The sequence below is a fragment of the Enterobacter sp. E12 genome (genome assembly GCF_014596715.2).
Lineage (GTDB): Bacteria > Pseudomonadota > Gammaproteobacteria > Enterobacterales > Enterobacteriaceae > Enterobacter > Enterobacter bugandensis.
The window spans coordinates 3,829,186-3,851,096 of the sequence record NZ_CP115601.1 but is presented as its reverse complement, the minus strand read 5'-3'; the positions used below and the strand labels follow the sequence as shown (position 1 = coordinate 3,851,096).

Annotated in this window: 22 protein-coding genes; 18 read left to right on the top strand and 4 right to left on the bottom strand. The window is 57.0% G+C overall.

The features are described from left to right. Positions 1-26: 26 nt before the first annotated feature. A complete protein-coding gene (gene eno, locus IB212_RS18395; protein WP_006811784.1) occupies positions 27-1,325 on the top strand; it encodes a phosphopyruvate hydratase in 1,299 nt (432 codons plus the stop codon). A gap of 53 nt (positions 1,326-1,378) precedes the next feature. On the opposite strand, the gene IB212_RS18390 is transcribed toward eno, so the two are convergent. Together IB212_RS18390 and IB212_RS18385 are read right to left on the bottom strand one after the other, a co-directional pair. Further along, a complete protein-coding gene (locus IB212_RS18390) occupies positions 1,379-2,488 on the bottom strand; it encodes an SDR family oxidoreductase (protein ID WP_041908416.1) in 1,110 nt (369 codons plus the stop codon). Between the two features lie 357 nt (positions 2,489-2,845). After that, a complete protein-coding gene (locus tag IB212_RS18385; protein ID WP_028014252.1) occupies positions 2,846-3,670 on the bottom strand; it encodes a MurR/RpiR family transcriptional regulator in 825 nt (274 codons plus the stop codon). A gap of 165 nt (positions 3,671-3,835) precedes the next feature. On the opposite strand from IB212_RS18385, the gene IB212_RS18380 reads away from it, so the two are divergent. The 3 genes from IB212_RS18380 to queE are packed head-to-tail and all read left to right on the top strand — an operon-like array spanning position 3,836 to position 6,828. Beyond that, positions 3,836-5,395: a maltose/glucose-specific PTS transporter subunit IIC gene (locus IB212_RS18380; RefSeq protein ID WP_041908418.1), complete on the top strand. Its 1,560-nt coding sequence runs from the start codon at positions 3,836-3,838 to the stop codon at positions 5,393-5,395. Further along, positions 5,395-6,102 (top strand): N-acetylmannosamine-6-phosphate 2-epimerase, encoded by a 708-nt coding sequence (locus tag IB212_RS18375; protein ID WP_041908420.1) that lies wholly within the window; start codon positions 5,395-5,397, stop codon positions 6,100-6,102. The genes IB212_RS18380 and IB212_RS18375 overlap by 1 nt, the downstream gene beginning before the upstream one ends. Positions 6,103-6,156: 54 nt before the next feature. Then, complete coding sequence (gene queE, locus IB212_RS18370) at positions 6,157-6,828, top strand: 7-carboxy-7-deazaguanine synthase QueE (RefSeq protein WP_028014249.1); 672 nt, start codon at positions 6,157-6,159, stop codon at positions 6,826-6,828. Positions 6,829-6,856: 28 nt separating this feature from the next. Here queE and queD read toward each other — a convergent pair whose 3' ends face one another. Continuing rightward, the gene (gene queD / locus IB212_RS18365) at positions 6,857-7,219 is read right to left on the bottom strand and encodes a 6-carboxytetrahydropterin synthase QueD (RefSeq protein WP_003862700.1); all 363 of its coding nucleotides are present in this window, start codon (positions 7,217-7,219) and stop codon (positions 6,857-6,859) included. A gap of 306 nt (positions 7,220-7,525) precedes the next feature. Here queD and cysJ point away from each other — a divergent pair, with 306 nt between their 5' ends. Genes cysJ through cysH form a run of 3 tightly spaced genes read left to right on the top strand, consistent with a single transcriptional unit; the run spans position 7,526 to position 11,793 of the window. Continuing rightward, positions 7,526-9,331, top strand: a complete 1,806-nt coding sequence (gene cysJ, locus IB212_RS18360) for an NADPH-dependent assimilatory sulfite reductase flavoprotein subunit (RefSeq protein WP_041908421.1) — start codon at positions 7,526-7,528, stop codon at positions 9,329-9,331. Further along, positions 9,331-11,043 carry an assimilatory sulfite reductase (NADPH) hemoprotein subunit gene (gene cysI / locus IB212_RS18355; protein ID WP_041908423.1) on the top strand — a complete coding sequence of 571 codons (1,713 nt, stop codon included), beginning with the start codon at positions 9,331-9,333 and terminating at the stop codon, positions 11,041-11,043. Before cysJ ends, cysI begins: the two co-directional genes overlap by 1 nt. 15 nt (positions 11,044-11,058) lie before the next feature. Beyond that, positions 11,059-11,793 carry a phosphoadenosine phosphosulfate reductase gene (gene cysH, locus IB212_RS18350; RefSeq protein ID WP_008499616.1) on the top strand — a complete coding sequence of 245 codons (735 nt, stop codon included), beginning with the start codon at positions 11,059-11,061 and terminating at the stop codon, positions 11,791-11,793. A gap of 71 nt (positions 11,794-11,864) precedes the next feature. Here cysH and IB212_RS18345 read toward each other — a convergent pair whose 3' ends face one another. Further along, a complete protein-coding gene (locus tag IB212_RS18345) occupies positions 11,865-12,908 on the bottom strand; it encodes an aminopeptidase (RefSeq protein ID WP_041908427.1) in 1,044 nt (347 codons plus the stop codon). 246 nt (positions 12,909-13,154) lie between these two features. On the opposite strand from IB212_RS18345, the gene cysG reads away from it, so the two are divergent. From cysG to IB212_RS18290, 11 genes are all read left to right on the top strand, one after another. Beyond that, complete coding sequence (gene cysG / locus IB212_RS18340; RefSeq protein WP_188246065.1) at positions 13,155-14,504, top strand: siroheme synthase CysG; 1,350 nt, start codon at positions 13,155-13,157, stop codon at positions 14,502-14,504. Positions 14,505-14,513: 9 nt separating this feature from the next. Further along, complete coding sequence (gene cysD / locus IB212_RS18335) at positions 14,514-15,422, top strand: sulfate adenylyltransferase subunit CysD (RefSeq protein WP_008499613.1); 909 nt, start codon at positions 14,514-14,516, stop codon at positions 15,420-15,422. A 9-nt stretch (positions 15,423-15,431) separates the two neighbouring features. Next, positions 15,432-16,856, top strand: a complete 1,425-nt coding sequence (cysN, locus tag IB212_RS18330; protein WP_153656386.1) for a sulfate adenylyltransferase subunit CysN — start codon at positions 15,432-15,434, stop codon at positions 16,854-16,856. Beyond that, positions 16,856-17,461, top strand: a complete 606-nt coding sequence (gene cysC, locus IB212_RS18325) for an adenylyl-sulfate kinase (RefSeq protein ID WP_028014242.1) — start codon at positions 16,856-16,858, stop codon at positions 17,459-17,461. The genes cysN and cysC overlap by 1 nt, the downstream gene beginning before the upstream one ends. Before the next feature lie 58 nt (positions 17,462-17,519). Then, positions 17,520-17,846 (top strand): DUF3561 family protein, encoded by a 327-nt coding sequence (locus IB212_RS18320; protein ID WP_188246063.1) that lies wholly within the window; start codon positions 17,520-17,522, stop codon positions 17,844-17,846. 79 nt (positions 17,847-17,925) lie between these two features. Continuing rightward, positions 17,926-18,237, top strand: coding sequence for a cell division protein FtsB (gene ftsB, locus IB212_RS18315; RefSeq protein ID WP_003862095.1), 312 nt, complete (start codon positions 17,926-17,928; stop codon positions 18,235-18,237). Positions 18,238-18,256: 19 nt separating this feature from the next. After that, positions 18,257-18,967, top strand: coding sequence for a 2-C-methyl-D-erythritol 4-phosphate cytidylyltransferase (gene ispD / locus IB212_RS18310; RefSeq protein ID WP_028014240.1), 711 nt, complete (start codon positions 18,257-18,259; stop codon positions 18,965-18,967). Continuing rightward, on the top strand, positions 18,967-19,446 hold the full coding sequence (ispF, locus tag IB212_RS18305; RefSeq protein ID WP_006811766.1) for a 2-C-methyl-D-erythritol 2,4-cyclodiphosphate synthase: 480 nt from the start codon (positions 18,967-18,969) through the stop codon (positions 19,444-19,446). Before ispD ends, ispF begins: the two co-directional genes overlap by 1 nt. Beyond that, on the top strand, positions 19,443-20,492 hold the full coding sequence (truD, locus tag IB212_RS18300) for a tRNA pseudouridine(13) synthase TruD (protein ID WP_188246062.1): 1,050 nt from the start codon (positions 19,443-19,445) through the stop codon (positions 20,490-20,492). Before ispF ends, truD begins: the two co-directional genes overlap by 4 nt. Then, complete coding sequence (gene surE, locus IB212_RS18295; protein WP_188246061.1) at positions 20,473-21,234, top strand: 5'/3'-nucleotidase SurE; 762 nt, start codon at positions 20,473-20,475, stop codon at positions 21,232-21,234. The genes truD and surE overlap by 20 nt, the downstream gene beginning before the upstream one ends. Continuing rightward, the gene (locus tag IB212_RS18290) at positions 21,228-21,854 is read left to right on the top strand and encodes a protein-L-isoaspartate(D-aspartate) O-methyltransferase (protein ID WP_188246060.1); all 627 of its coding nucleotides are present in this window, start codon (positions 21,228-21,230) and stop codon (positions 21,852-21,854) included. Before surE ends, IB212_RS18290 begins: the two co-directional genes overlap by 7 nt. Positions 21,855-21,911: the final 57 nt, after the last annotated feature.

Sequence of the window (21,911 nt, the reverse complement as noted above, 5' to 3'; positions counted from 1 at the left end):
GTTTAACTTGTACTGAGGAAAATCTAATGTCCAAAATCGTTAAAGTCATCGGTCGTGAAATCATCGACTCCCGTGGTAACCCGACCGTTGAAGCCGAAGTTCATCTGGAAGGTGGTTTCGTCGGTATGGCAGCTGCTCCATCAGGTGCTTCTACGGGTTCCCGTGAAGCGCTGGAACTGCGTGATGGCGACAAATCCCGTTTCATGGGCAAAGGCGTACTGAAAGCGGTTGGCGCTGTTAACGGTCCTATTGCTCAGGCTATCGTTGGCAAAGATGCCAAAGATCAGGCTGGCATCGACAAGATCATGATCGATCTGGACGGTACTGAAAACAAATCTAACTTCGGTGCGAACGCAATCCTGGCCGTTTCCCTGGCGAACGCCAAAGCAGCAGCCGCTGCTAAAGGTATGCCACTGTTCGAGCACATCGCTGAACTGAACGGCACCCCAGGCAAATACTCTATGCCTGTACCAATGATGAACATCATCAACGGTGGTGAGCACGCAGACAACAACGTTGATATTCAGGAATTCATGATTCAGCCAGTTGGCGCGAAAACCCTGAAAGAAGCGGTTCGTATGGGTTCTGAAGTGTTCCACAACCTGGCTAAAGTTCTGAAAGCTAAAGGTATGAACACTGCTGTTGGTGACGAAGGTGGCTACGCGCCAAACCTGGGTTCTAACGCAGAAGCACTGGCTGTTATCGCTGAAGCGGTTAAAGCAGCAGGCTACGAGCTGGGCAAAGACATCACCCTGGCGATGGACTGTGCAGCATCTGAATTCTACAAAGACGGTAAATACGTTCTGGCTGGCGAAGGCAACAAAGCGTTCACCTCCGAAGAGTTCACTCACTTCCTGGAAGACCTGACCAAACAGTACCCAATCGTTTCTATCGAAGACGGTCTGGACGAGTCTGACTGGGATGGTTTCGCATACCAGACCAAAGTACTGGGCGACAAAATCCAGCTGGTTGGTGACGATCTGTTCGTAACCAACACTAAGATCCTGAAAGAAGGCATCGAGAAAGGCATCGTTAACTCCATCCTGATCAAATTCAACCAGATCGGTTCTCTGACCGAAACGCTGGCTGCGATCAAAATGGCGAAAGACGCTGGCTACACCGCTGTTATCTCTCACCGTTCTGGCGAAACTGAAGACGCGACCATTGCCGACCTGGCTGTTGGTACCGCTGCTGGCCAGATCAAAACCGGTTCTATGAGCCGTTCTGACCGTGTTGCTAAATACAACCAGCTGATTCGTATCGAAGAAGCGCTGGGTGAAAAAGCACCTTACAACGGTCGTAAAGAGATCAAAGGCCAGGCATAATTGCTTAAGCCTTAACATGAAAATGCCAGTCGAATGACTGGCATTTTTTTTGGTTATTTAAAATCGACCGCCATCTGCTCGGGAATGGTCAGTCCCCGGGTGGTTTGCACGCAGCGGGCGATATAATCCGTAAAACGAGGTGGCTTCGGCATCCCCATGCTGAGCAGCTTATCGTTGCTGAAGCGCACGTTCAGCGTGGCAAAGGCACCGTATAAGCGCATCGCTCTCAGCATCAGACGTTCGTTGCACGGACCAAAAATGGTTTTCAGTTCACGGCGCATTTTGACCAGCGTTTCGTAGCTGACCTGCGCGTACTTATCGCCAACGGGCGCTTTCTCCAGCGCCTGCGCCATTGCCCGATCGATATCCGCAAAGCGAACGCTGTTCTCTTCCCCGGCTGAAATGTGTACCACTTCCCCCGGACGCGCGTTGCTGCTCAGCAGCATTAACATTGCGTCGGCGCAATAATCTACCGGGACAACGTCGATCCGGTCTTCCATCGAGCACATAAACTTCTGCAGCATCAGGCCCATGCTGAAGACCCAAAAGATACTGCTCGACGGCGTGCAGCCGTGGCGGGTATGGCCGACGACGATGGACGGACGGGCGATGAGCAGCGGCAGGTTAGGACATTCCTGGCGCATCAGCTGTTCGATGGTTGACTTCGAATACGTATATTCCACCAGGTGCTCAGCGTTTTCTCTGAATTCCGCACTTTCGGCGACCAGCGAATCCTGCTCCGGCGTGCATGACATTGCGGTGCCTACATGCAGGAAACGCTGCAGCCCTGCGACCTGCTCCATGCGGCGCGCCAGCGCTAGCGTACCCTCTACGTTCACCTTCCAGATCAGCGGGTTATTGCCAAAAGACGCAACTGCCGCGCAGTTAACGACATGCGTAACTTGGTCCAGACGGGGATCGTTCAGAAAGGCTTCCGGCTGGCTGAGGTCGCCGATGAGGATATTATCCACGCTCAGGGAGGCCAGTTTCTCCTCAGAAATGTTGAACTTACGCATGTTCTCCTGCACGCGCGCCAGCCCGCTTTGCGGATCGCCGGCACGGGCAAGCAAAAGGAGTTTTACGGATTGATCGCTGGTCAGGATTTTTTCAAGTACTGCACCGCCCAGAAACCCGGTCACGCCTGTAATTAATAACATCTTCATTATTACCGTCTCATTATGATTGATGGGGCGGATTGTAGGCGCGCAAAAGTAAACGGCGTTTAAATAATAAAACGTCGGGACCGACAGCGTCTTAAGCTTATTTTAAGGAAAGGAAATCAGGTGAAAATATTGGACATTGCAGAAAGCGGAAAAATTCAATTTATTCATGTTTTTATTTTAACTTAATGATTTTAATCTGTTTTTGTCTCTGGGGTGGCGCGAGGAAAATAATTCAAACTGTAATAAACAAAATAATTTGTTACACCAAACATTTATCATATAAATGAATTGAACTCTGCTTAAGTTAAATTGAGCAAAATAAAATGCAGGCTATTTTATTTAGCCTGCGAAGGGTTTTCAGAGCAGAAGAGGAAGCGTGGCGCTGGCCGTTTGCTGGCTGACGTCAGCGTAATGACCATCCAGCGCAATCATGGATGTCGTAAGTAATTCGACCAGCAGCATCACCCCAACTTTGGCATTGAGCGCGCCCGCGCTAAGAGGGCCTTCTGGCTTGGCGGCCACCAGCAGCATATCGCTAAGAGACGCCAGCGGGCTGCGGGGAGTGTTGCTGAGCGCCAGAACCTTCACCCCGCGCTTGCGGGCAAGTTTCACCACGTGAAGTAAATCTCGCGTTGAACCGGAGCTGGAGATCGCCACCACCAGCGTCTCTGCCGAAAGCGTGGTCGCATTCATGGCTGCGCGGTGCATATCGCTAAACAGCTGTGCGGATTTACCCAGCCTTAATAACTTGTAATGCAGATACTCCCCGAGGATCGCGCTGGCCGCGACGCCATAAATCTGCACGGACTGCGCCTGATGCAGCGCCAGTGCGGCTTTTTCAAGCAGCGCGCGGTCGAGGAGTCTCGCGGTATCCTGCAGAGCCTGCACCGATTCATCCACCACGCTGTCAATCTCATCCCCCGCCTGACGTGCGGGCTGGCCCTGCTGAATGTCCAGCGCCAGCGCCATTTTGAATTCGTTATACCCCTTACATCCCAGCGTCCGGCAAAGACGCGTCACGCTGGCCTCGCTGGTGTGGCTCTCTCGCGCCAGTTCGGTGATGGTCAGGTAGAGCACCCGGGCAGGGTCGCTGAGGACAAACTCACCGAGTTTTTGTTGCGTTGGGCTGTACCCGGAAGCCTCCTGGCGGAGCTTCAGCAGCAGGTTTTCATGGTCCGACATGCCACGTCCTTAATGTGTTTCACTGCGACTAGTGTGGCGGAAAGCGGGGGAAAGATGCCAGTCATTTTAAAAAAGTATGATCGGCCTCCTGGTTTGTGATGATAATTTTCACTATAAAATATTTATATGGTAAAAATTTTCATCTTTTAATGGGGGGATGAAAAAATGATGCAAATATTCAGTGGCGCTTCGTCGGGTGGATGGTTTGAAAAAGCGCAGCGCTTTGGCAAATCCTTTATGTTGCCTATCGCCGTTTTGCCCGCGGCGGGTCTGCTGCTCGGTATCGGCGGGGCGTTATCGAACCCCAATACGCTGGCGGCCTATCCGTTTTTAGATGTGAGCTGGCTGCAGGCCATTTTCACCATCATGAGCAGTGCGGGTTCGATTGTGTTTGCGAACCTCTCGGTGCTGTTTGCGGTTGGGGTGGCCGTCGGGCTGGCAAAAAACGATAAGGGCACGGCGGGGCTGGCAGCGCTACTCGCGTTTCTGGTGATGAACGCCACCATCAACGCGCTGCTGATCCTCACCGGCAAACTGGCGCACGAGAACCCGGGCGCTGTAGGGCAGGGCATGACGCTGGGTATTCAGACGCTGGAAACCGGGGTGTTTGGCGGCGTGGTGATTGGTCTCGTGACCTGCGCGCTGCATCATCGGTTTAACAAGATAGCGCTTCCGCAGTTCCTGGGCTTTTTTGGCGGCTCGCGCTTTGTCCCGATTATCAGCTCGCTGGCGGCAATACTCGTTGGCGCGATCATGACCGTGGTCTGGCCGCATTTCCAGAAGCTTATTTTTGGTCTGGGCGGGCTGGTGGATGCCACCGGTTATCTTGGCACGCTGCTGTACGGCTTTATTTTGCGCATGCTTGGCCCGTTTGGTCTGCACCACATCTTCTATCTGCCGTTCTGGACCACCGCGCTCGGCGGCAGCGAGATCGTCAACGGCCACCTGGTTGAGGGCACGCAGCGGATCTTCTTCGCTCAGCTCGCCGACCCGAACACGCAGCATTTCTATGAAGGCACGTCACGCTTCATGTCCGGGCGCTTTATCACGATGATGTTTGGCCTGCTCGGCGCGTGTCTGGCGATGTACCACACGGCGAAACCGGAGAACAAAAAGCGCGTTGCCGGGCTGCTGCTCTCCGCGGCGTTAACTTCATTCCTGACGGGAATTACCGAGCCCATCGAGTTCTCCTTCCTGTTCATTGCCCCGGTGCTCTACGTCATTCACGCGCTGTTTGACGGGCTGGCGTTTATGCTCGCGCACATGCTGCACATCACAATCGGGCAGACCTTCTCCGGCGGTTTTATTGACTTCGTGCTGTTCGGCATATTGCAGGGGGAGGCCAAAACCAACTGGATGTTCGTTCCGCTGGTCGGCGTGCCGTGGTTCTTCCTCTATTACTTCACCTTCCGCTACCTGATTAACCGCTTTGATTTCGCCACGCCGGGCCGTGAAAAGGAGGCGATGGTTGATGACGTCAGCCTGCCGCAAAGCGAGCGCGCTGCGGCGGTGATCGCCGGGTTGGGCGGAAAAGACAATCTGGAAGAGGTGGACTGCTGCGCCACGCGGCTTCGCGTGACGGTCAAAGACGGCAGCAAAGTGAATGACGCGGCGCTGAAAGCCACCGGCGCGCGCGGCGTTATCGTGCGCGGTAACGGTGTACAGGTCATTTATGGCCCGCACGTCACGATTATCAAAAACGAAGTGGAAGAGATCTTATCGTAATGAAAAATGTACTGGATAACCTGAAGGGAAAACTGGTCGTCTCCTGTCAGGCGCTGGAAAACGAACCGCTGCACAGCCCGTTTATCATGTCGCGAATGGCGCTGGCGGCGGCACAGGGCGGAGCCTTCGCCATTCGCGCCAACAGCGTGGTGGATATCGAGGCCATTAAACAGCAGGTGTCTTTACCGGTTATCGGCATCATCAAACGGGACTATCCAGGGAGCGAAGTATTTATCACCGCTACGATGAAAGAGGTGGATGAGCTCATGGCCGTCTCTCCGGAAATCATTGCCCTTGATGCGACGGCGCGGGAACGTCCTGGCGGTGAATCCCTGGAAACACTGGTCACGGCCATCCGCTCACGTTACCCCTCGGTACTGCTGATGGCAGATATTTCCACCGTAGACGAAGCCGTGACGGCGCAGACGCTTGGCTTTGACTGCGTCGGTACCACGCTGTACGGCTATACGGCGGAAACGATAGGCCATACGCTTCCGGAGAATGACTGTGCGTTCCTGAAAGCGGTTCTGGCGGCCGTGACGGTCCCCGTGGTTGCCGAAGGCAACGTGGATACGCCCGAGCGCGCGGCCCGGTGTCTGGCTCTGGGCGCGCATACGGTCGTTGTCGGCGGGGCGATCACCCGCCCACAGCAAATTACCGCGCGCTTTATGGCGGCGATTAGCGCGCAAAGCACCGATGGAGCATGACCATCCGACGGGGATCTGCGATACTTATCGTTTATCCCCTTTACTGAGATGACTATGCAGTACCCGATTAACGAGATGTTCCAGACCCTGCAAGGCGAGGGTTACTTTACCGGCGTTCCCGCTATCTTTATTCGTTTACAGGGATGCCCGGTTGGCTGTGCCTGGTGTGATACCAAACATACGTGGGATAAGCTCGCAGATCGGGAAGTGTCGCTGTTTAGCATTCTGGCGAAAACCAAAGAGAGCGATAAGTGGGGCGCTGGCAGTGCAGAAGACCTGCTGGCCATTATTGGTCGCCAGGGCTGGACGGCTCGCCACGTCGTCATCACCGGCGGCGAACCCTGCATTCACGATCTGACGCCGCTGACCGAGCTGCTCGAAAAGAACGGCTACAGCTGCCAGATTGAGACCAGCGGCACCCATGAAGTGCGCTGTTCACACACCACCTGGGTGACGGTATCGCCAAAAGTGAATATGCGTGGCGGGTATGACGTGCTGTCTCAGGCGCTGGAGCGCGCGGATGAAATTAAGCATCCGGTAGGACGCGTGCGTGATATCGAAGCGCTGGATGAACTGCTGGCGACGCTGACGGATGAGAAGCAGCGGGTAATCGCCCTGCAGCCGATCAGCCAGAAAGAGGATGCGACGCGCCTGTGCATTGAAACCTGCATTGCGCGCAACTGGCGCCTGTCGATGCAGACGCATAAGTATCTGAATATTGCCTAGAAAAAAGCCCGGTTTTGCCGGGCTTTTTTTACTCTCCGCGATACACGCAGCCTGCCGTGCAGGTTTCTTTGATCATCACCGCGCTCAGCAGCGGTACCAGCGGCTTCATCTGATCCCAGATCCATTTTGCCAGCACTTCGCTGGTCGGGTTTTCCAGACCCGGAATATCGTTGAGATAGTAGTGATCCAGACGATCGTAGGTCGGCTTAAACGCGGCCTTCAGCTCGGCAAAGTCCATGATCCAACCGGTATGCGGATCAACTTCACCGGTGATCTCAAGACGCACCATAAACGAATGCCCGTGCAGGCGGCCGCATTTATGTCCTGCAGGAACGTGCGGAAGGTGGTGGGCGGCTTCGAAGGTGAAATCTTTAAACAGTGTGGTGGACATGATCGCTCTCAGTAATGCGGAAAAAACCGCCGCATAGTACCGGAAAGCACAATTTTTAGCATTAACTAAAACGGCTCTGAACGTTGAACGCCGGGTATTCAGGGTGATTGTTGGTTTTTATTGTTTTATTTCAAATGGTTATTCAATCGTTTTTACCGCTAAGAACGATAACTAAAACAGGTTAGTCCATTTGGTTATTTATTATTTCCATCCCTTCTTTAATTGTTATTATCCACGCCGTTAACCTTATCTTCAGTTTGGATTTATTCGCTTAAAGTCCGCTTGGCTACTGGAACATAACGACGCATGACAACACAGGCCCCACCTTCAAATTTGCTTCCCCTTAACCCGGAGCAACTGGCGCGCCTTCAGGCTGCCACCTCTGATTTTTCTCCCACTCAGCTTGCCTGGGTCTCCGGTTATTTCTGGGGAATGCTCAACCAGCAGCCTGGCGCGGTGGCTGGCGCACCGGCAACGGCCGTGGAAATTCCTGCTATTACGCTGATTAGCGCCTCGCAGACGGGCAACGCCCGCCGCGTGGCCGAAGCGCTGCGTGATGATCTGCTGGCCGCCAAACTGAACGTGAACCTGGTCAACGCCGGGGATTATAAATTCAAACAAATCGCGTCAGAAAAACTGCTGGTGATGGTCGCCTCGACCCAGGGGGAAGGTGAACCCGCTGAAGAAGCGGTGGCGCTGCACAAGTTCCTGTTCTCAAAAAAAGCCCCTAAGCTGAACGGCACGGCGTTTGCCGTCTTTGGCCTGGGCGATACCTCCTATGAATTCTTCTGCCAGTCCGGTAAAGATTTCGACAGCAAGCTGGCGGAGCTGGGCGCGGAGCGCCTGCTGGACCGCGTGGACGCGGATGTGGAATACCAGACTGCCGCCGCTGAATGGCGTGCGCGCATCGTTGAGGTGTTGAAAGCCCGCGTCCCGAAAGAGACGCCAGCACAGGCCGCGGTGACCGCTGCGGGCACCGTCAATGAGATCCACACCAGCCCGTACACCAAAGAGTCGCCGCTGACGGCGAGCCTGTCGGTGAACCAGAAAATTACGGGCCGCGACTCGGAAAAAGACGTGCGCCATATTGAAATCGATCTTGGCGACTCCGGCCTGCGCTATCAGCCTGGCGATGCGCTGGGCGTCTGGTATCAGAACGATCCGGCGCTGGTGAAAGAGCTGGTGGAACTGCTGTGGCTGAAGGGTGACGAGCCCGTCACCGTTGATGGCAAAACCCAGCCACTTTCAGAGGCGCTGCAGTGGCATTTCGAGCTGACGGTGAACACCCCGAATATCGTCGAGAATTATGCCACCCTAACGCGCAGCGAATCCCTGCTGCCGCTGGTGGGCGACAAAGCGAAGCTGCAGCATTACGCCGCGACGACGCCGATTGTCGATATGGTGCGTTTCTCTCCGGCACAGCTGGATGCCGATGCGCTGATCGGTCTGCTGCGTCCGCTGACCCCACGCCTGTACTCTATCGCCTCTTCCCAGGCGGAAGTGGAAAGCGAAGTTCACGTTACCGTCGGCGTGGTGCGCTACGACATCGAAGGCCGCGCCCGCGCGGGTGGGGCATCAAGCTTCCTGGCGGACCGCGTGGAAGAAGAGGGCGAGGTGCGCGTCTTTATCGAGCACAACGACAACTTCCGCCTGCCGGCGAACCCGGAAACTCCGGTGATCATGATTGGCCCGGGCACCGGCATCGCGCCGTTCCGCGCCTTTATGCAGCAGCGTGCCGCGGACGACGCGCCGGGTAAAAACTGGCTGTTCTTCGGCAACCCGCACTTTACCGAAGATTTCCTCTACCAGGTTGAGTGGCAGCGCTACGTCAAAGAGGGCGTACTGACCCGCATCGATCTGGCCTGGTCCCGCGATCAGAAAGAAAAAGTATACGTACAAGACAAACTGCGCGAACAGGGCGCAGAGCTGTGGCGCTGGATCAATGACGGTGCCCACATTTATGTCTGCGGCGACGCCAATCGCATGGCGAAAGACGTTGAGCAGGCACTGCTGGAAGTGATTGCCGAATTCGGCGGTATGGATGCCGAAGCGGCGGATGAATTTTTAAGTGAGCTGCGCGTTGAGCGCCGTTATCAGCGAGATGTCTACTAATGAGCGAAAAACATCCAGGGCCACTGGTGGTCGAAGGTAAACTGACAGACGCCGAGCGCATGAAGCTGGAAAGCAACTATCTGCGCGGCACCATTGCTGAAGATCTGAATGACGGCCTGACCGGCGGTTTCAAAGGCGACAACTTCCTGCTGATCCGTTTCCACGGTATGTATCAGCAGGACGACCGCGATATCCGCGCCGAGCGCGCAGAACAGAAACTGGAGCCGCGCCACGCGATGCTGCTGCGCTGCCGTCTGCCGGGCGGGGTGATCACCACCAAACAGTGGCAGGCGATCGACAAGTTTGCAGGTGAAAACACGATTTATGGCAGCATCCGCCTGACCAACCGTCAGACCTTCCAGTTCCACGGGATTCTGAAGAAGAACGTGAAGCCGGTGCACCAGATGCTGCACTCCGTGGGTCTGGACGCGCTGGCGACCGCCAACGACATGAACCGTAACGTGCTCTGCACCTCGAACCCGTACGAGTCCGAGCTCCACGCCGAAGCGTATGAGTGGGCTAAGAAAATTTCCGAGCACCTGCTGCCGCGTACCCGCGCCTATGCGGAGATCTGGCTCGATCAGGAGAAAGTCGCGACCACCGACGAAGAACCGATCCTCGGTCAGACCTACCTGCCGCGTAAGTTCAAAACCACGGTGGTGATCCCGCCGCAGAACGACATCGATCTGCACGCCAACGACATGAACTTCGTGGCGATTGCCGAAAACGGCAAGCTGGTGGGCTTTAACCTGCTGGTGGGCGGCGGCCTGTCTATTGAGCACGGTAACAAGAAAACCTACGCCCGCACCGCGAGCGAGTTCGGCTTCCTGCCGCTGGAGCACACGCTGGCCGTGGCGGAAGCGGTAGTGACCACCCAGCGCGACTGGGGCAACCGTACCGACCGTAAAAACGCGAAAACCAAGTACACTCTGGAGCGCGTGGGCGTTGAAACGTTCAAAGAGGAAGTGGAGCGTCGTGCGGGGATCAAATTTGAGCCGATCCGCCCTTACGAATTCACCGGTCGCGGCGATCGCATCGGCTGGGTGAAAGGCATCGACAATAACTGGCACCTGACGCTGTTCATTGAAAATGGCCGTATTCTGGATTATCCGGGCCGCCCGCTGAAAACCGGTCTGCTGGAAATCGCGAAGATCCACAAAGGCGAGTTCCGTATCACCGCTAACCAGAACCTGATCGTCGCCAGCGTGCCGGAAAGCGAAAAGGCGAAAATTGAGGAGCTGGCGCGCGAGCACGGGTTGATGAATGCGGTGAAGCCACAGCGTGAAAACTCGATGGCCTGCGTGTCGTTCCCGACCTGTCCGCTGGCGATGGCCGAAGCCGAGCGTTTTCTCCCGTCATTTACTGACAAAGTGGAAGCGATTCTGGAAAAACACGGTATTCCGGACGAGCATATTGTTATGCGCGTGACGGGCTGCCCGAACGGCTGCGGTCGTGCGATGCTGGCCGAGCTGGGGCTGGTGGGGAAAGCGCCGGGTCGCTACAACCTGCACCTGGGCGGTAACCGTATCGGCACGCGTATTCCACGCATGTTCCGCGAGAACATCACCGAGCCGGAAATTCTTGATTCTATCGACGAGCTTGTCGGGCGCTGGGCGAAAGAGCGCGAAGCGGGTGAAGGCTTCGGCGACTTTACGGTGCGTGCGGGCATCATTCGCCCGGTGCTCGATCCCGCAAGGGATTTCTGGGAGTAACCACGAGAGGTAATTATGTCCGTACTCGATCTAAACGCCCTTAATGACCTGCCAAAAGTCGAACGCATTCTGGCGCTGGCAGAAACTAACGCTCACCTTGAAAAGCTGGACGCCGAAGGGCGCGTGGCGTGGGCGCTGGAAAACCTGCCGGGAGAGTATGTGCTCTCATCAAGCTTTGGTATTCAGGCGGCGGTCAGTTTGCATCTGGTGAATCAGATCCGTCCGGACATACCGGTGATCCTCACCGATACCGGCTACCTGTTCCCGGAAACCTACCAGTTTATCGACGAGCTGACGGACAAGCTCAGGCTGAACCTTAAAGTCTACCGCGCAACGGAAAGCGCGGCCTGGCAGGAGGCGCGCTACGGCAAGCTCTGGGAGCAGGGCGTTGAGGGCATTGAAAAATACAATGAGATCAACAAAGTTGAGCCGATGAACCGGGCGCTGAAAGAGCTGAACGCCCAAACGTGGTTTGCCGGCCTGCGCCGCGAGCAGTCCGGGAGCCGCGCAACTTTACCGGTACTGGCGGTACAGCGCGGCGTATTCAAAGTGCTACCGATTATCGACTGGGATAACCGCACGGTGTATCAGTACCTGCAAAAACACGGACTCAAGTACCATCCGCTGTGGGACCAGGGCTACCTGTCCGTGGGCGACACCCACACCACGCGCAAATGGGAGCCGGGAATGGCGGAAGAAGAGACGCGATTCTTCGGGCTGAAGCGCGAGTGCGGGCTGCACGAAGGGTGATCCTTTATCCTCCCTCTCCCTGTGGGAGAGGGTTGGGGTGAGGGCATCAGGCCCCGCTATACTTAAAAACATCAGGCTTTGCCCGCTTTCGCCAGCTCCTTCACCAGCGGCAGCATCACTTTCACCACGTCCCGGCTGCGGTGCTCAATCCGCTGCGGCAGCGTTTTATCAATGTGCTGCTGATTATCCAGCCGCACGTCATGCCAGCTTGTCCCGTCAGGGAACGCTTTCGATTTAGCGCGCTGCTGATAGCCATCCTTTTTGCCCAGCGCCCAGTTCGTCGCCTCGACGTACAGCACCGGAATGCCTGCCTTATCAAACACTTCCCCGTCGTTACAACAGCCAGTGCCTTTTGGATAATCCGGGTTACCGCCTGGGTTTGTTGCGGCATAGACGCCATGCGTACGGGCAAGCGCCAGCGCACGGTCGCGGGTGAGTTTACGCACGCTGCTCGGCGTGCTCTGTCCACTATTAAAATAGAGCTTATCGCCCACGATCAGGTTATCGAGGTTAATCACCAGCAGCGTATTTTTCTTCTCCTCAGCGCTCATCCGTTTAAGGAGATTCTCAGCGCCGAGTTTTCCTTCTTCTTCGCCGCTGGTCGCCACAAAGCGAATACCGTATTTCGTCGGAATATTTTTAAGGCGTTCAGCCAGTTCAAGCATCACGCCGAGACCCGCTGCGTTATCGTCCATGCCCTGCAGCGTCAGTCCCCCGAGGTTATTATCAATATCGGCGTCGCTCATTGGCGCATAGGTATCCAGGTGCGCCATGATAATAATCTGCTCAGCCGCTTTCCCCTCATGCGCCGCAATCACCGTGCTGCCGGTCACGTTATGCCAGTTTTGCGTTTTATTGCGTGAGGTATAGATGTAGCGGCTGTGAAACGAGCGTATGTCACTCTGGTAGCCCATCTGTGCAAACTGCTGGCGAATATAGTCGGCGGAGAGCATCTCCGCGGGTGAACCGGTCATGCGGCCAGGGAAAACCGTCGCAATATGTCGCGCCTGCTGAGTCGCGATTTCACCATAAGGTTGATTTTTTGCCTGAGCCGGAAGGATAAAGCAAACGCCGAGCGCCAGGGCAGCAATACGGTGGCGCGTTGCGGAAAACATAGTGAGTCCTTAAAAACAGAGCAAAATAATAACGTGCATAGTATGAAACTGTGATCGTCCATACACAATTTGAATTGCTCTTAAATGCCCGAAATTTCGCGTGTTAAGCATTTTTTGGTATTTGCTTTTTTACTGCGTTATTCCATTGAGTAACTACTCATTCCAATTCGTAATTTCATTCGATCTAAGCCGCCCCCTATAGTCCCTCTATTCCTCGTTGTTAGTGAGTTGTTGCCTGTGGACTATCTGCCCCTTTTTGCCGCCTTAAAAGACCGACCGGTACTGGTTGTCGGCACGGGAGAAATTGCCGATCGCAAAATCGCGTTTTTGCAGCGCGCAGGGGCACAGGTGCGGGTTGTTGAAGAGGCGGATTTCGACGAGTCACAGATCGACAGCGTGGTGCTGGTGATTGCGGCGACTGAAAATCGGGAACTTAACCGGCGGGTCTCCGACGCGGCCCAGGCCCGTTACCGTCTGGTGAACGTGGTGGACGACCAGCCTTTATGCTCGTTTATCTTCCCGTCGATCGTTGACCGCTCGCCGCTGCTGGTGGCGATCTCCTCCGGCGGCACCGCGCCGGTGCTGGCGCGCGTGCTGCGGGAAAAGATCGAAGCGCTGCTGCCGACCAGCCTCGGACGCATGGCGGAGAAAGCCAGCTACTGGCGCAACCATTTAAAAAACCGCCTGACCAGCGTGACGGAACGCCGTCGCTTCTGGGAGCGCGTATTTCGCGGCCGCTTTGCCAGCCTGATGCAGGCGGGCAATGAGACGGCGGCGCAGAAAATTCTCGAAGACGAACTGGATAACCCCGGCAGTACGGGCGGGGAAATTATTCTGGTGGGAGCCGGGCCGGGGGATGCCGGTTTGCTGACGCTGCGCGGCCTGCAGGTTTTGCAGGATGCGGACGTGGTGTTCTACGACCACCTGGTCACCGATGGCGTGCGCGAGCTGATCCGTCGCGATGCGGAGCAAATCTGCGTCGGCAAACGGGCGGGGGAACACTCCGTGCCGCAGCACGATACCAACCAGATGCTGATTGCCGCCGCGAAAGCGGGCAAAACCGTGGTGCGCCTGAAAGGGGGCGACCCGTTCATTTTCGGTCGCGGCGGTGAAGAACTGCAGGCGGCAGCCGAAGCGGGCGTACCGTTCCAGGTGGTGCCCGGCATCACATCGGCGTCAGCCGTGACGGCCTACGCCGGGATCCCGCTCACCCATCGCGATTATGCCCAGAGCGTCACCTTTGTGACCGGACACTACAAGGCCGACAGCACGCCGTTTGACTGGTCGCATCTCGCCCAGAGCCGCCAGACGCTGGCGATCTACATGGGCACCATGAAGGCGGCGGACATCAGCGAACAGCTTATTCAGCACGGTCGCGAGGCGACGACGCCCGTTGCCGTCATTTCTCGCGGTACGCGCGTCGATCAGCATGTCGCTATCGGCACATTACAAGACCTTGCAACCCTGGCGAAAGACGCCCCGATGCCTGCCCTGATCGTGGTGGGAGAGGTGGTGCAGCTGCACAGCACCCTCGCCTGGTTCCAACACACAACCGATACAGAAGGCTTTGGTTCTTCTGTTGTAAATTTGGCTTAAGGAACGGTTATGGACCAAAAACGACTTACTCACCTGCGGCAGCTCGAAGCGGAAAGTATCCATATTATCCGCGAAGTGGCCGCCGAGTTCTCTAACCCGGTGATGATGTACTCCATCGGTAAAGATTCCAGCGTCATGCTGCACCTGGCGCGTAAAGCGTTTTATCCGGGCACGCTGCCGTTCCCGCTGCTGCACGTGGATACCGGCTGGAAATTCCGCGAAATGTACGAATTCCGCGACCGTACCGCCAAAGCCTACGGCTGCGAGCTGCTGGTGCACAAAAATCCGGAAGGGGTGGCGATGGGCATTAACCCGTTCGTCCACGGCAGCGCCAAGCATACCGACATCATGAAAACCGAAGGGCTGAAGCAGGCGCTGAACAAGTACGGTTTTGACGCGGCCTTCGGCGGCGCGCGGCGTGACGAAGAAAAATCCCGCGCCAAAGAGCGAATCTACTCCTTCCGCGACCGCTTCCATCGCTGGGATCCGAAAAACCAGCGCCCGGAGCTGTGGCACAACTACAACGGCCAGATCAACAAGGGCGAAAGCATTCGCGTCTTCCCGCTCTCTAACTGGACCGAGCTGGATATCTGGCAGTACATCTATCTGGAAAACATCGAGATTGTTCCGCTGTACCTGGCCGCCGAGCGCCCGGTGCTGGAGCGCGACGGCATGCTGATGATGATTGACGACGATCGTATCGACCTGCAGCCGGGTGAAGTGATCAAAAAACAGATGGTCCGTTTCCGTACCCTCGGCTGCTGGCCGCTGACCGGCGCGGTGGAATCGAACGCGCAGACGCTGCCGGAGATCATCGAAGAGATGCTGGTGTCCACCACCAGCGAGCGACAGGGGCGCGTGATTGACCGCGACCAGGCAGGCTCCATGGAGCTGAAGAAACGTCAGGGTTATTTCTAAGGAGCCGCCATGAACACCACTATTGCTCAACAAATTGCCAACGAAGGCGGCGTGGAAGCGTATCTGCACGCCCAACAACATAAAAGTCTGCTGCGCTTTCTGACCTGCGGCAGCGTGGATGACGGGAAAAGTACCCTGATTGGCCGCCTGCTGCACGACACGCGCCAGATTTATGAAGATCAGCTCTCTTCCCTGCATAACGACAGCAAGCGTCACGGCACCCAGGGCGAAAAACTTGACCTGGCGCTGCTGGTGGACGGCCTGCAGGCGGAGCGCGAGCAGGGCATCACTATTGACGTGGCCTATCGCTATTTCTCCACCGAGAAGCGCAAGTTTATTATTGCCGATACCCCGGGGCACGAGCAGTACACCCGCAATATGGCGACCGGCGCATCCACCTGCGATCTGGCGATCCTGCTGATGGACGCCCGTAAAGGCGTGCTGGATCAAACCCGTCGCCACAGCTTTATCTCCACTTTGCTGGGGATCAAGCACCTGGTGGTGGCGGTCAACAAGATGGATCTGGTGAACTTCAGCGAAGAAAAATTCGAGGAGATCCGCCAGAGCTACCTGACCTTTGCCGAACAGCTGCCGGGCAACCTGGATATTCGCTTTGTGCCGCTCTCGGCGCTGGAAGGGGATAACGTCGCCTCCCAGAGCGCGAACATGCCGTGGTACAGCGGCCCGACGCTGCTGGAAGTGCTCGAAACCGTTGAAATTCAGCGCGTGGTCGACACTCAGCCAATGCGTTTCCCGGTGCAGTACGTGAACCGTCCAAACCTCGATTTCCGCGGCTTCTCCGGCACTATTGCTTCCGGTTCCGTGAAGGTGGGGCAGCGCGTGAAGGTGCTGCCATCCGGCGTGGAGTCGGCAATCGCTCGCATCGTGACGTTCGACGGCGACCTGCAGGAAGCCGGGGCAGGGGAAGCGGTCACGCTGGTGCTGAAAGACGAAATTGATATCAGCCGCGGTGACCTGCTGGTCGACGCGCAGGAGATGCTGACGGCGGTGCAGGGCGCGTCCGTGGACGTGGTGTGGATGGCCGAACAGCCGCTGACCGCAGGCCAGAGCTACGACATCAAAATTGCCGGGAAGAAAACCCGTGCCCGCGTGGACGGCATTCAGTTCCAGGTGGACATCAACAACCTGACCCACCGTGACGTGAGCGAGCTGCCGCTGAATGGTATTGGCCTGGTGGATCTGACCTTCGACGAGCCGCTGGTGCTGGATCCGTATCAGCAGAACCCGGTGACGGGCGGGCTGATCTTTATTGACCGCCTGACCAACGTTACCGTCGGCGCGGGCATGGTGCGCGAGCCTAACGCGCAGGCGAGCGTGACCTCTGAGTTCAGCGCGTTTGAGCTGGAGCTGAACGCGCTGGTGCGTAAGCACTTCCCGCACTGGGGCGCCCGCGATCTGCTGGGAGGCAAGTAATGGCCGCCCATGATGAGAACGTCGTCTGGCATCCTCATCCGGTCACCGTCGCCCAGCGCGAACAGCTTCATGGCCACCGTGGGGTGGTGCTGTGGTTTACCGGGCTGTCTGGCTCCGGTAAATCCACGGTGGCGGGCGCGCTGGAAGAGGCGCTGCATCAGCAGGGAGTAAGTACCTACCTGCTGGATGGCGACAACGTGCGTCACGGCCTGTGCAGCGATTTGGGGTTCAGCGACGACGACCGCAAAGAGAACATTCGCCGGGTAGGTGAAGTCGCCAGCCTGATGGCAGACGCCGGGCTGGTGGTGCTGACGGCGTTTATCTCGCCACACCGCGCAGAGCGCCAGATGGTGCGCGAGCGCGTGGGTCAGGATCGCTTTATCGAAGTGTTTGTCGATACGCCGCTGGAGATCTGCGAAGCGCGCGATCCGAAAGGGCTGTACAAAAAAGCGCGTGCCGGCGAGCTTCGAAACTTCACCGGAATTGACTCGGTTTACGAAGCGCCTGAATCGCCTGAGATTCACCTGGAAGGTCAACAATTGGTAACAAATTTAGTAAGCCAATTATTAGACCTGCTCAGACGGGACGATATTATCAGATCCTGAGGCGGTATCGTTCGGGAGCTGTCTTCCCGAACGATGAGTCACGGTCACAGGATTAGCTATGCGCAACAGTGAAAACTACATTATCACCACCGGGTCGGAACCGTTAACCTCCGACAATGAGACGACCTGGTCCTTCCCTGGGGCGATAGTCGGCTTTGCGTCGTGGTTACTGGCGCTGGGTATCCCGTTTTTGATCTACGGTGGTAACACCCTTTTCTTCTTTCTCTACACCTGGCCCTTCTTCCTGGCGCTGATGCCCGTTGCGGTCGTTGTCGGGGTTGCGCTGCACTCCCTTTTCAACGGCAAGCTCCTGTACAGTACGGTTATCACGATTGCCACCGTTGTCGTCATCTTTGGCCTGCTGTTTTTATGGCTGATGGGCTAACTTGCGACATAATTAAAACCCCGCAGTAGAGTCGAACGGAAAGTTATGGGATGATGATGCCGTTTTTTCAGGGGGCAGGATGGGTAAACTAACGCTGCTGTTGCTGGCTTTGCTGGTCTGGCTGCAATATTCGTTGTGGTTCGGTAAGAACGGGCTGCACGACTACAGCCGGGTGAGCGATGACGTCGCGGCTCAGCAGGCAACAAATGCCAAACTTAAGGCGCGTAACGATCAACTCTTTGCTGAAATTGATGACCTCAATGGCGGCCAGGAGGCGATTGAGGAGCGCGCACGCAATGAACTCAGTATGACTAAGCCGGGCGAAACCTTTTATCGTCTGGTTCCGGATGCGTCTAAACGCAATCAGGGCTCAGCACAAAACAATCGATAATCAGGCCCAGGATTACGACATGGCAGCAACTTTTTCGGACGTATGTGCCGTGGTGCCGGCCGCAGGTTTTGGCCGGCGCATGCAGACAGAATGTCCCAAGCAGTACCTCTCAATTGGCGATAAAACGATCCTTGAGCACGCCGTGGCGGCGCTGCTGGCGCACCCGCGGGTGACGCACGTGGTCATCGCCATCAGTCCCGGCGATGCCCGCTTTGCGCAGCTGCCGCTGGCAAACCACCCACAGATTACCGTAGTTGATGGCGGCGCCGAGCGCGCCGATTCCGTGCTGGCGGGCATTCAGGCTGCCGGAAGCGCCCAGTGGGTGCTGGTCCATGACGCGGCACGTCCGTGCCTGCATCAGGACGACCTGGCACGCCTGCTGGCGCTGAGCGAAACCAGTAAAGTGGGCGGCATTCTGGCCGCGCCGGTGCGCGACACCATGAAGCGTGCCGAGCCGGGCAAGCGTGCCATCGCCCACACCGTTGAGCGCGTCGACTTATGGCACGCGCTGACGCCGCAATTTTTCCCCCGCGAACTGCTCCACGACTGCTTAACGCGTGCCCTTAATGAAGGCGCGACCATCACGGACGAAGCCTCCGCGCTGGAGTATTGCGGTTTTCACCCCACGCTTGTTGAAGGGCGCGCTGATAATATAAAAGTGACGCGCCCGGAAGATTTACAGCTCGCGGAATTTTATCTTACCCGTTCGACCCATCAGGAGAAGGCATAATGCGAATTGGACACGGTTTTGATGTACACGCCTTTGGCGGAGAAGGCCCAATTATCATTGGCGGCGTACGTATTCCTTACGAAAAAGGGCTGCTGGCGCATTCTGATGGCGACGTGGCGCTGCATGCGCTGACCGACGCGCTACTCGGCGCTGCCGCGCTGGGTGATATCGGCAAGCTGTTCCCGGACACCGACCCGGCCTTTAAAGGGGCGGACAGCCGCGAATTGCTGCGCGAAGCGTGGCGCCGTATTCAGGCGAAAGGTTACACCCTCGGCAACGTCGACGTGACGATTATTGCCCAGGCCCCGAAAATGCTGCCGCACATTCCGCAGATGCGCGTATTTATCGCTGAAGATCTGGGCTGCCATATGGACGACGTCAACGTCAAAGCCACCACCACGGAGAAGCTGGGCTTTACCGGTCGTGGCGAAGGGATTGCCTGTGAAGCCGTGGCGCTGCTGGTGAAGGCGGCAAAATGACGGACTTCGATAACCTGACATACCTGCACGGTAAGCCGCAGGGGAACGGGGTGCTGAAAGCCAGCCCGGAAGATTTCCTCGTGGTTGAGGATCTGGGCTTTGAACCCGATGGCGAAGGCGAACATATCCTGGTGCGTATTCTGAAAAACGGCTGCAACACCCGCTTTGTGGCCGACGCGCTGGCAAAATTCCTCAAAATTCACGCCCGGGAAGTGAGCTTTGCCGGGCAGAAAGATAAACACGCCGTCACCGAGCAGTGGCTCTGCGCCCGCGTGCCCGGCAATGCGATGCCTGATTTAAGCAAATTTGAGCTTGAAGGCTGTAAGGTGCTGGAGTACGCCCGCCACAAGCGCAAGCTGCGCCTGGGGGCGTTGAAAGGCAACGCGTTTACGCTGGTGTTGCGCGAAGTGACCGATCGAGAAGACGTTGAAAAACGTCTCAACGCCATTAATGAACGCGGTGTTCCGAACTACTTTGGCGCGCAGCGCTTTGGCATTGGCGGCAGCAACCTGCAGGGCGCGCTGCGCTGGGCGCAAAGCGATGCGCCGGTGCGCGACAGGAATAAACGCAGTTTTTGGTTGTCGGCGGCCCGCAGCGCGTTGTTTAATCAGATTGTGAGCGAAAGGCTGAAAAAACCGGACGCGAATCAAGTTGTTGTTGGCGATGCGCTACAATTAGCGGGACGCGGAAGCTGGTTTGTGGCAACGGCCGAAGAAATGGCCGATGTGCAGTCGCGCGTGGACGCCAAAGCGCTGATGATTACCGCAGCTTTGCCGGGCTCAGGCGACTGGGGCACCCAGGGCGACGCGTTGAGCGCTGAGCAGACCGCCGTGGCGGATGCGCCGGAATTACAATCCTTGCTGGTGCGGGAAAAAGTCGAAGCAGCGCGCCGCGCGATGCTGCTCTATCCGCAGCAGTTAAGCTGGAACTGGTGGGATGACGTGACCGTCGAGTTACGCTTCTGGCTGCCGGCAGGTAGCTTTGCCACCAGTGTTGTCAGGGAACTAATCAACACCTCGGGTGATTATGCGAATATTGCTGAGTAACGATGACGGGATCCACGCGCCGGGCATTCAGACCCTGGCGAAGCACCTCCGTGAATTTGCGGATGTGCAGATCGTGGCCCCCGATCGTAACCGCAGTGGAGCGTCTAACTCACTGACGCTGGAGTCGTCGCTTCGCACCTTTACCTTTGAAAATGGCGATATTGCCGTGCAGATGGGCACGCCGACGGACTGCGTGTTTCTGGGCGTGAACGCGCTGATGCGCCCGCGTCCGGATATCGTCGTCTCCGGCATTAACGCCGGGCCGAACCTCGGCGATGACGTGATTTACTCCGGAACGGTAGCGGCGGCAATGGAAGGGCGCCATCTGGGGTTCCCGGCGCTGGCGGTCTCGTTAAACGGGCACACGCACTACGATACCGCCGCCGCGGTGACCTGCTCGATCCTGCGGGCGCTCGGCCGCGAGCCGCTGCGTACCGGGCGCATTCTGAACATCAACGTGCCGGATCTTCCTCTCAATGAAATTAAGGGCATTCGCGTTACGCGCTGCGGAAGCCGGCATCCGGCCGATCAGGTGATCCCGCAGCAGGATCCTCGCGGCAACACGCTTTACTGGATCGGGCCTCCTGGCGATAAGTGCGATGCGGGTCCGGACACCGACTTTGCCGCCGTGGATGATGGCTATGTCTCGGTCACTCCGCTGCACGTAGATTTAACCGCGTATAGCGCGCATGATGTGGTGTCGGGCTGGCTGGATCGCGCAGGGGTGAACGCGCAATGGTAAGCAAACGTGTACAAACTCTTCTGGAACAACTTCGCGCACAGGGGATCCGCGACGAGCACGTGCTTGAAGCGCTCGCTCAGGTCCCGCGTGAGAAATTTGTAGACGAGGCGTTTGAACACAAAGCGTGGGAAAACGTAGCGCTGCCCATCGGGCAAGGCCAGACGATTTCGCAGCCTTATATGGTGGCGCGGATGACGGAGCTGCTGGAGCTCACGCCCGACTCACGCGTGCTGGAGATTGGCACCGGGTCGGGGTATCAGACCGCCATCCTGGCGCATCTGGTACACCATGTCTGTTCCGTAGAGCGGATCAAAGGTTTGCAATGGCAGGCGCGTCGTCGCCTGAAACAACTTGATTTACATAATGTTTCGACACGACACGGTGATGGATGGCAGGGTTGGCAGGCTCGCTCCCCGTTTGACGCTATCATCGTGACGGCGGCTCCGCCTGAAATTCCCGCAGCGCTCTTGTCGCAGCTGGATGAGGGGGGCATTCTTGTTCTGCCCGTCGGGGACGAGCAGCAGCTATTAAAGCGCGTTCGTCGGCGCGGCGGCGAGTATATTATCGACACCGTGGAAGCCGTGCGCTTTGTGCCTCTGGTAAAGGGGGAGTTGGCCTGAGACTCGGATTTATCCAGGGTTATTAAGGCAAATTCAGCGTATGGTGTGGCGCGAAAG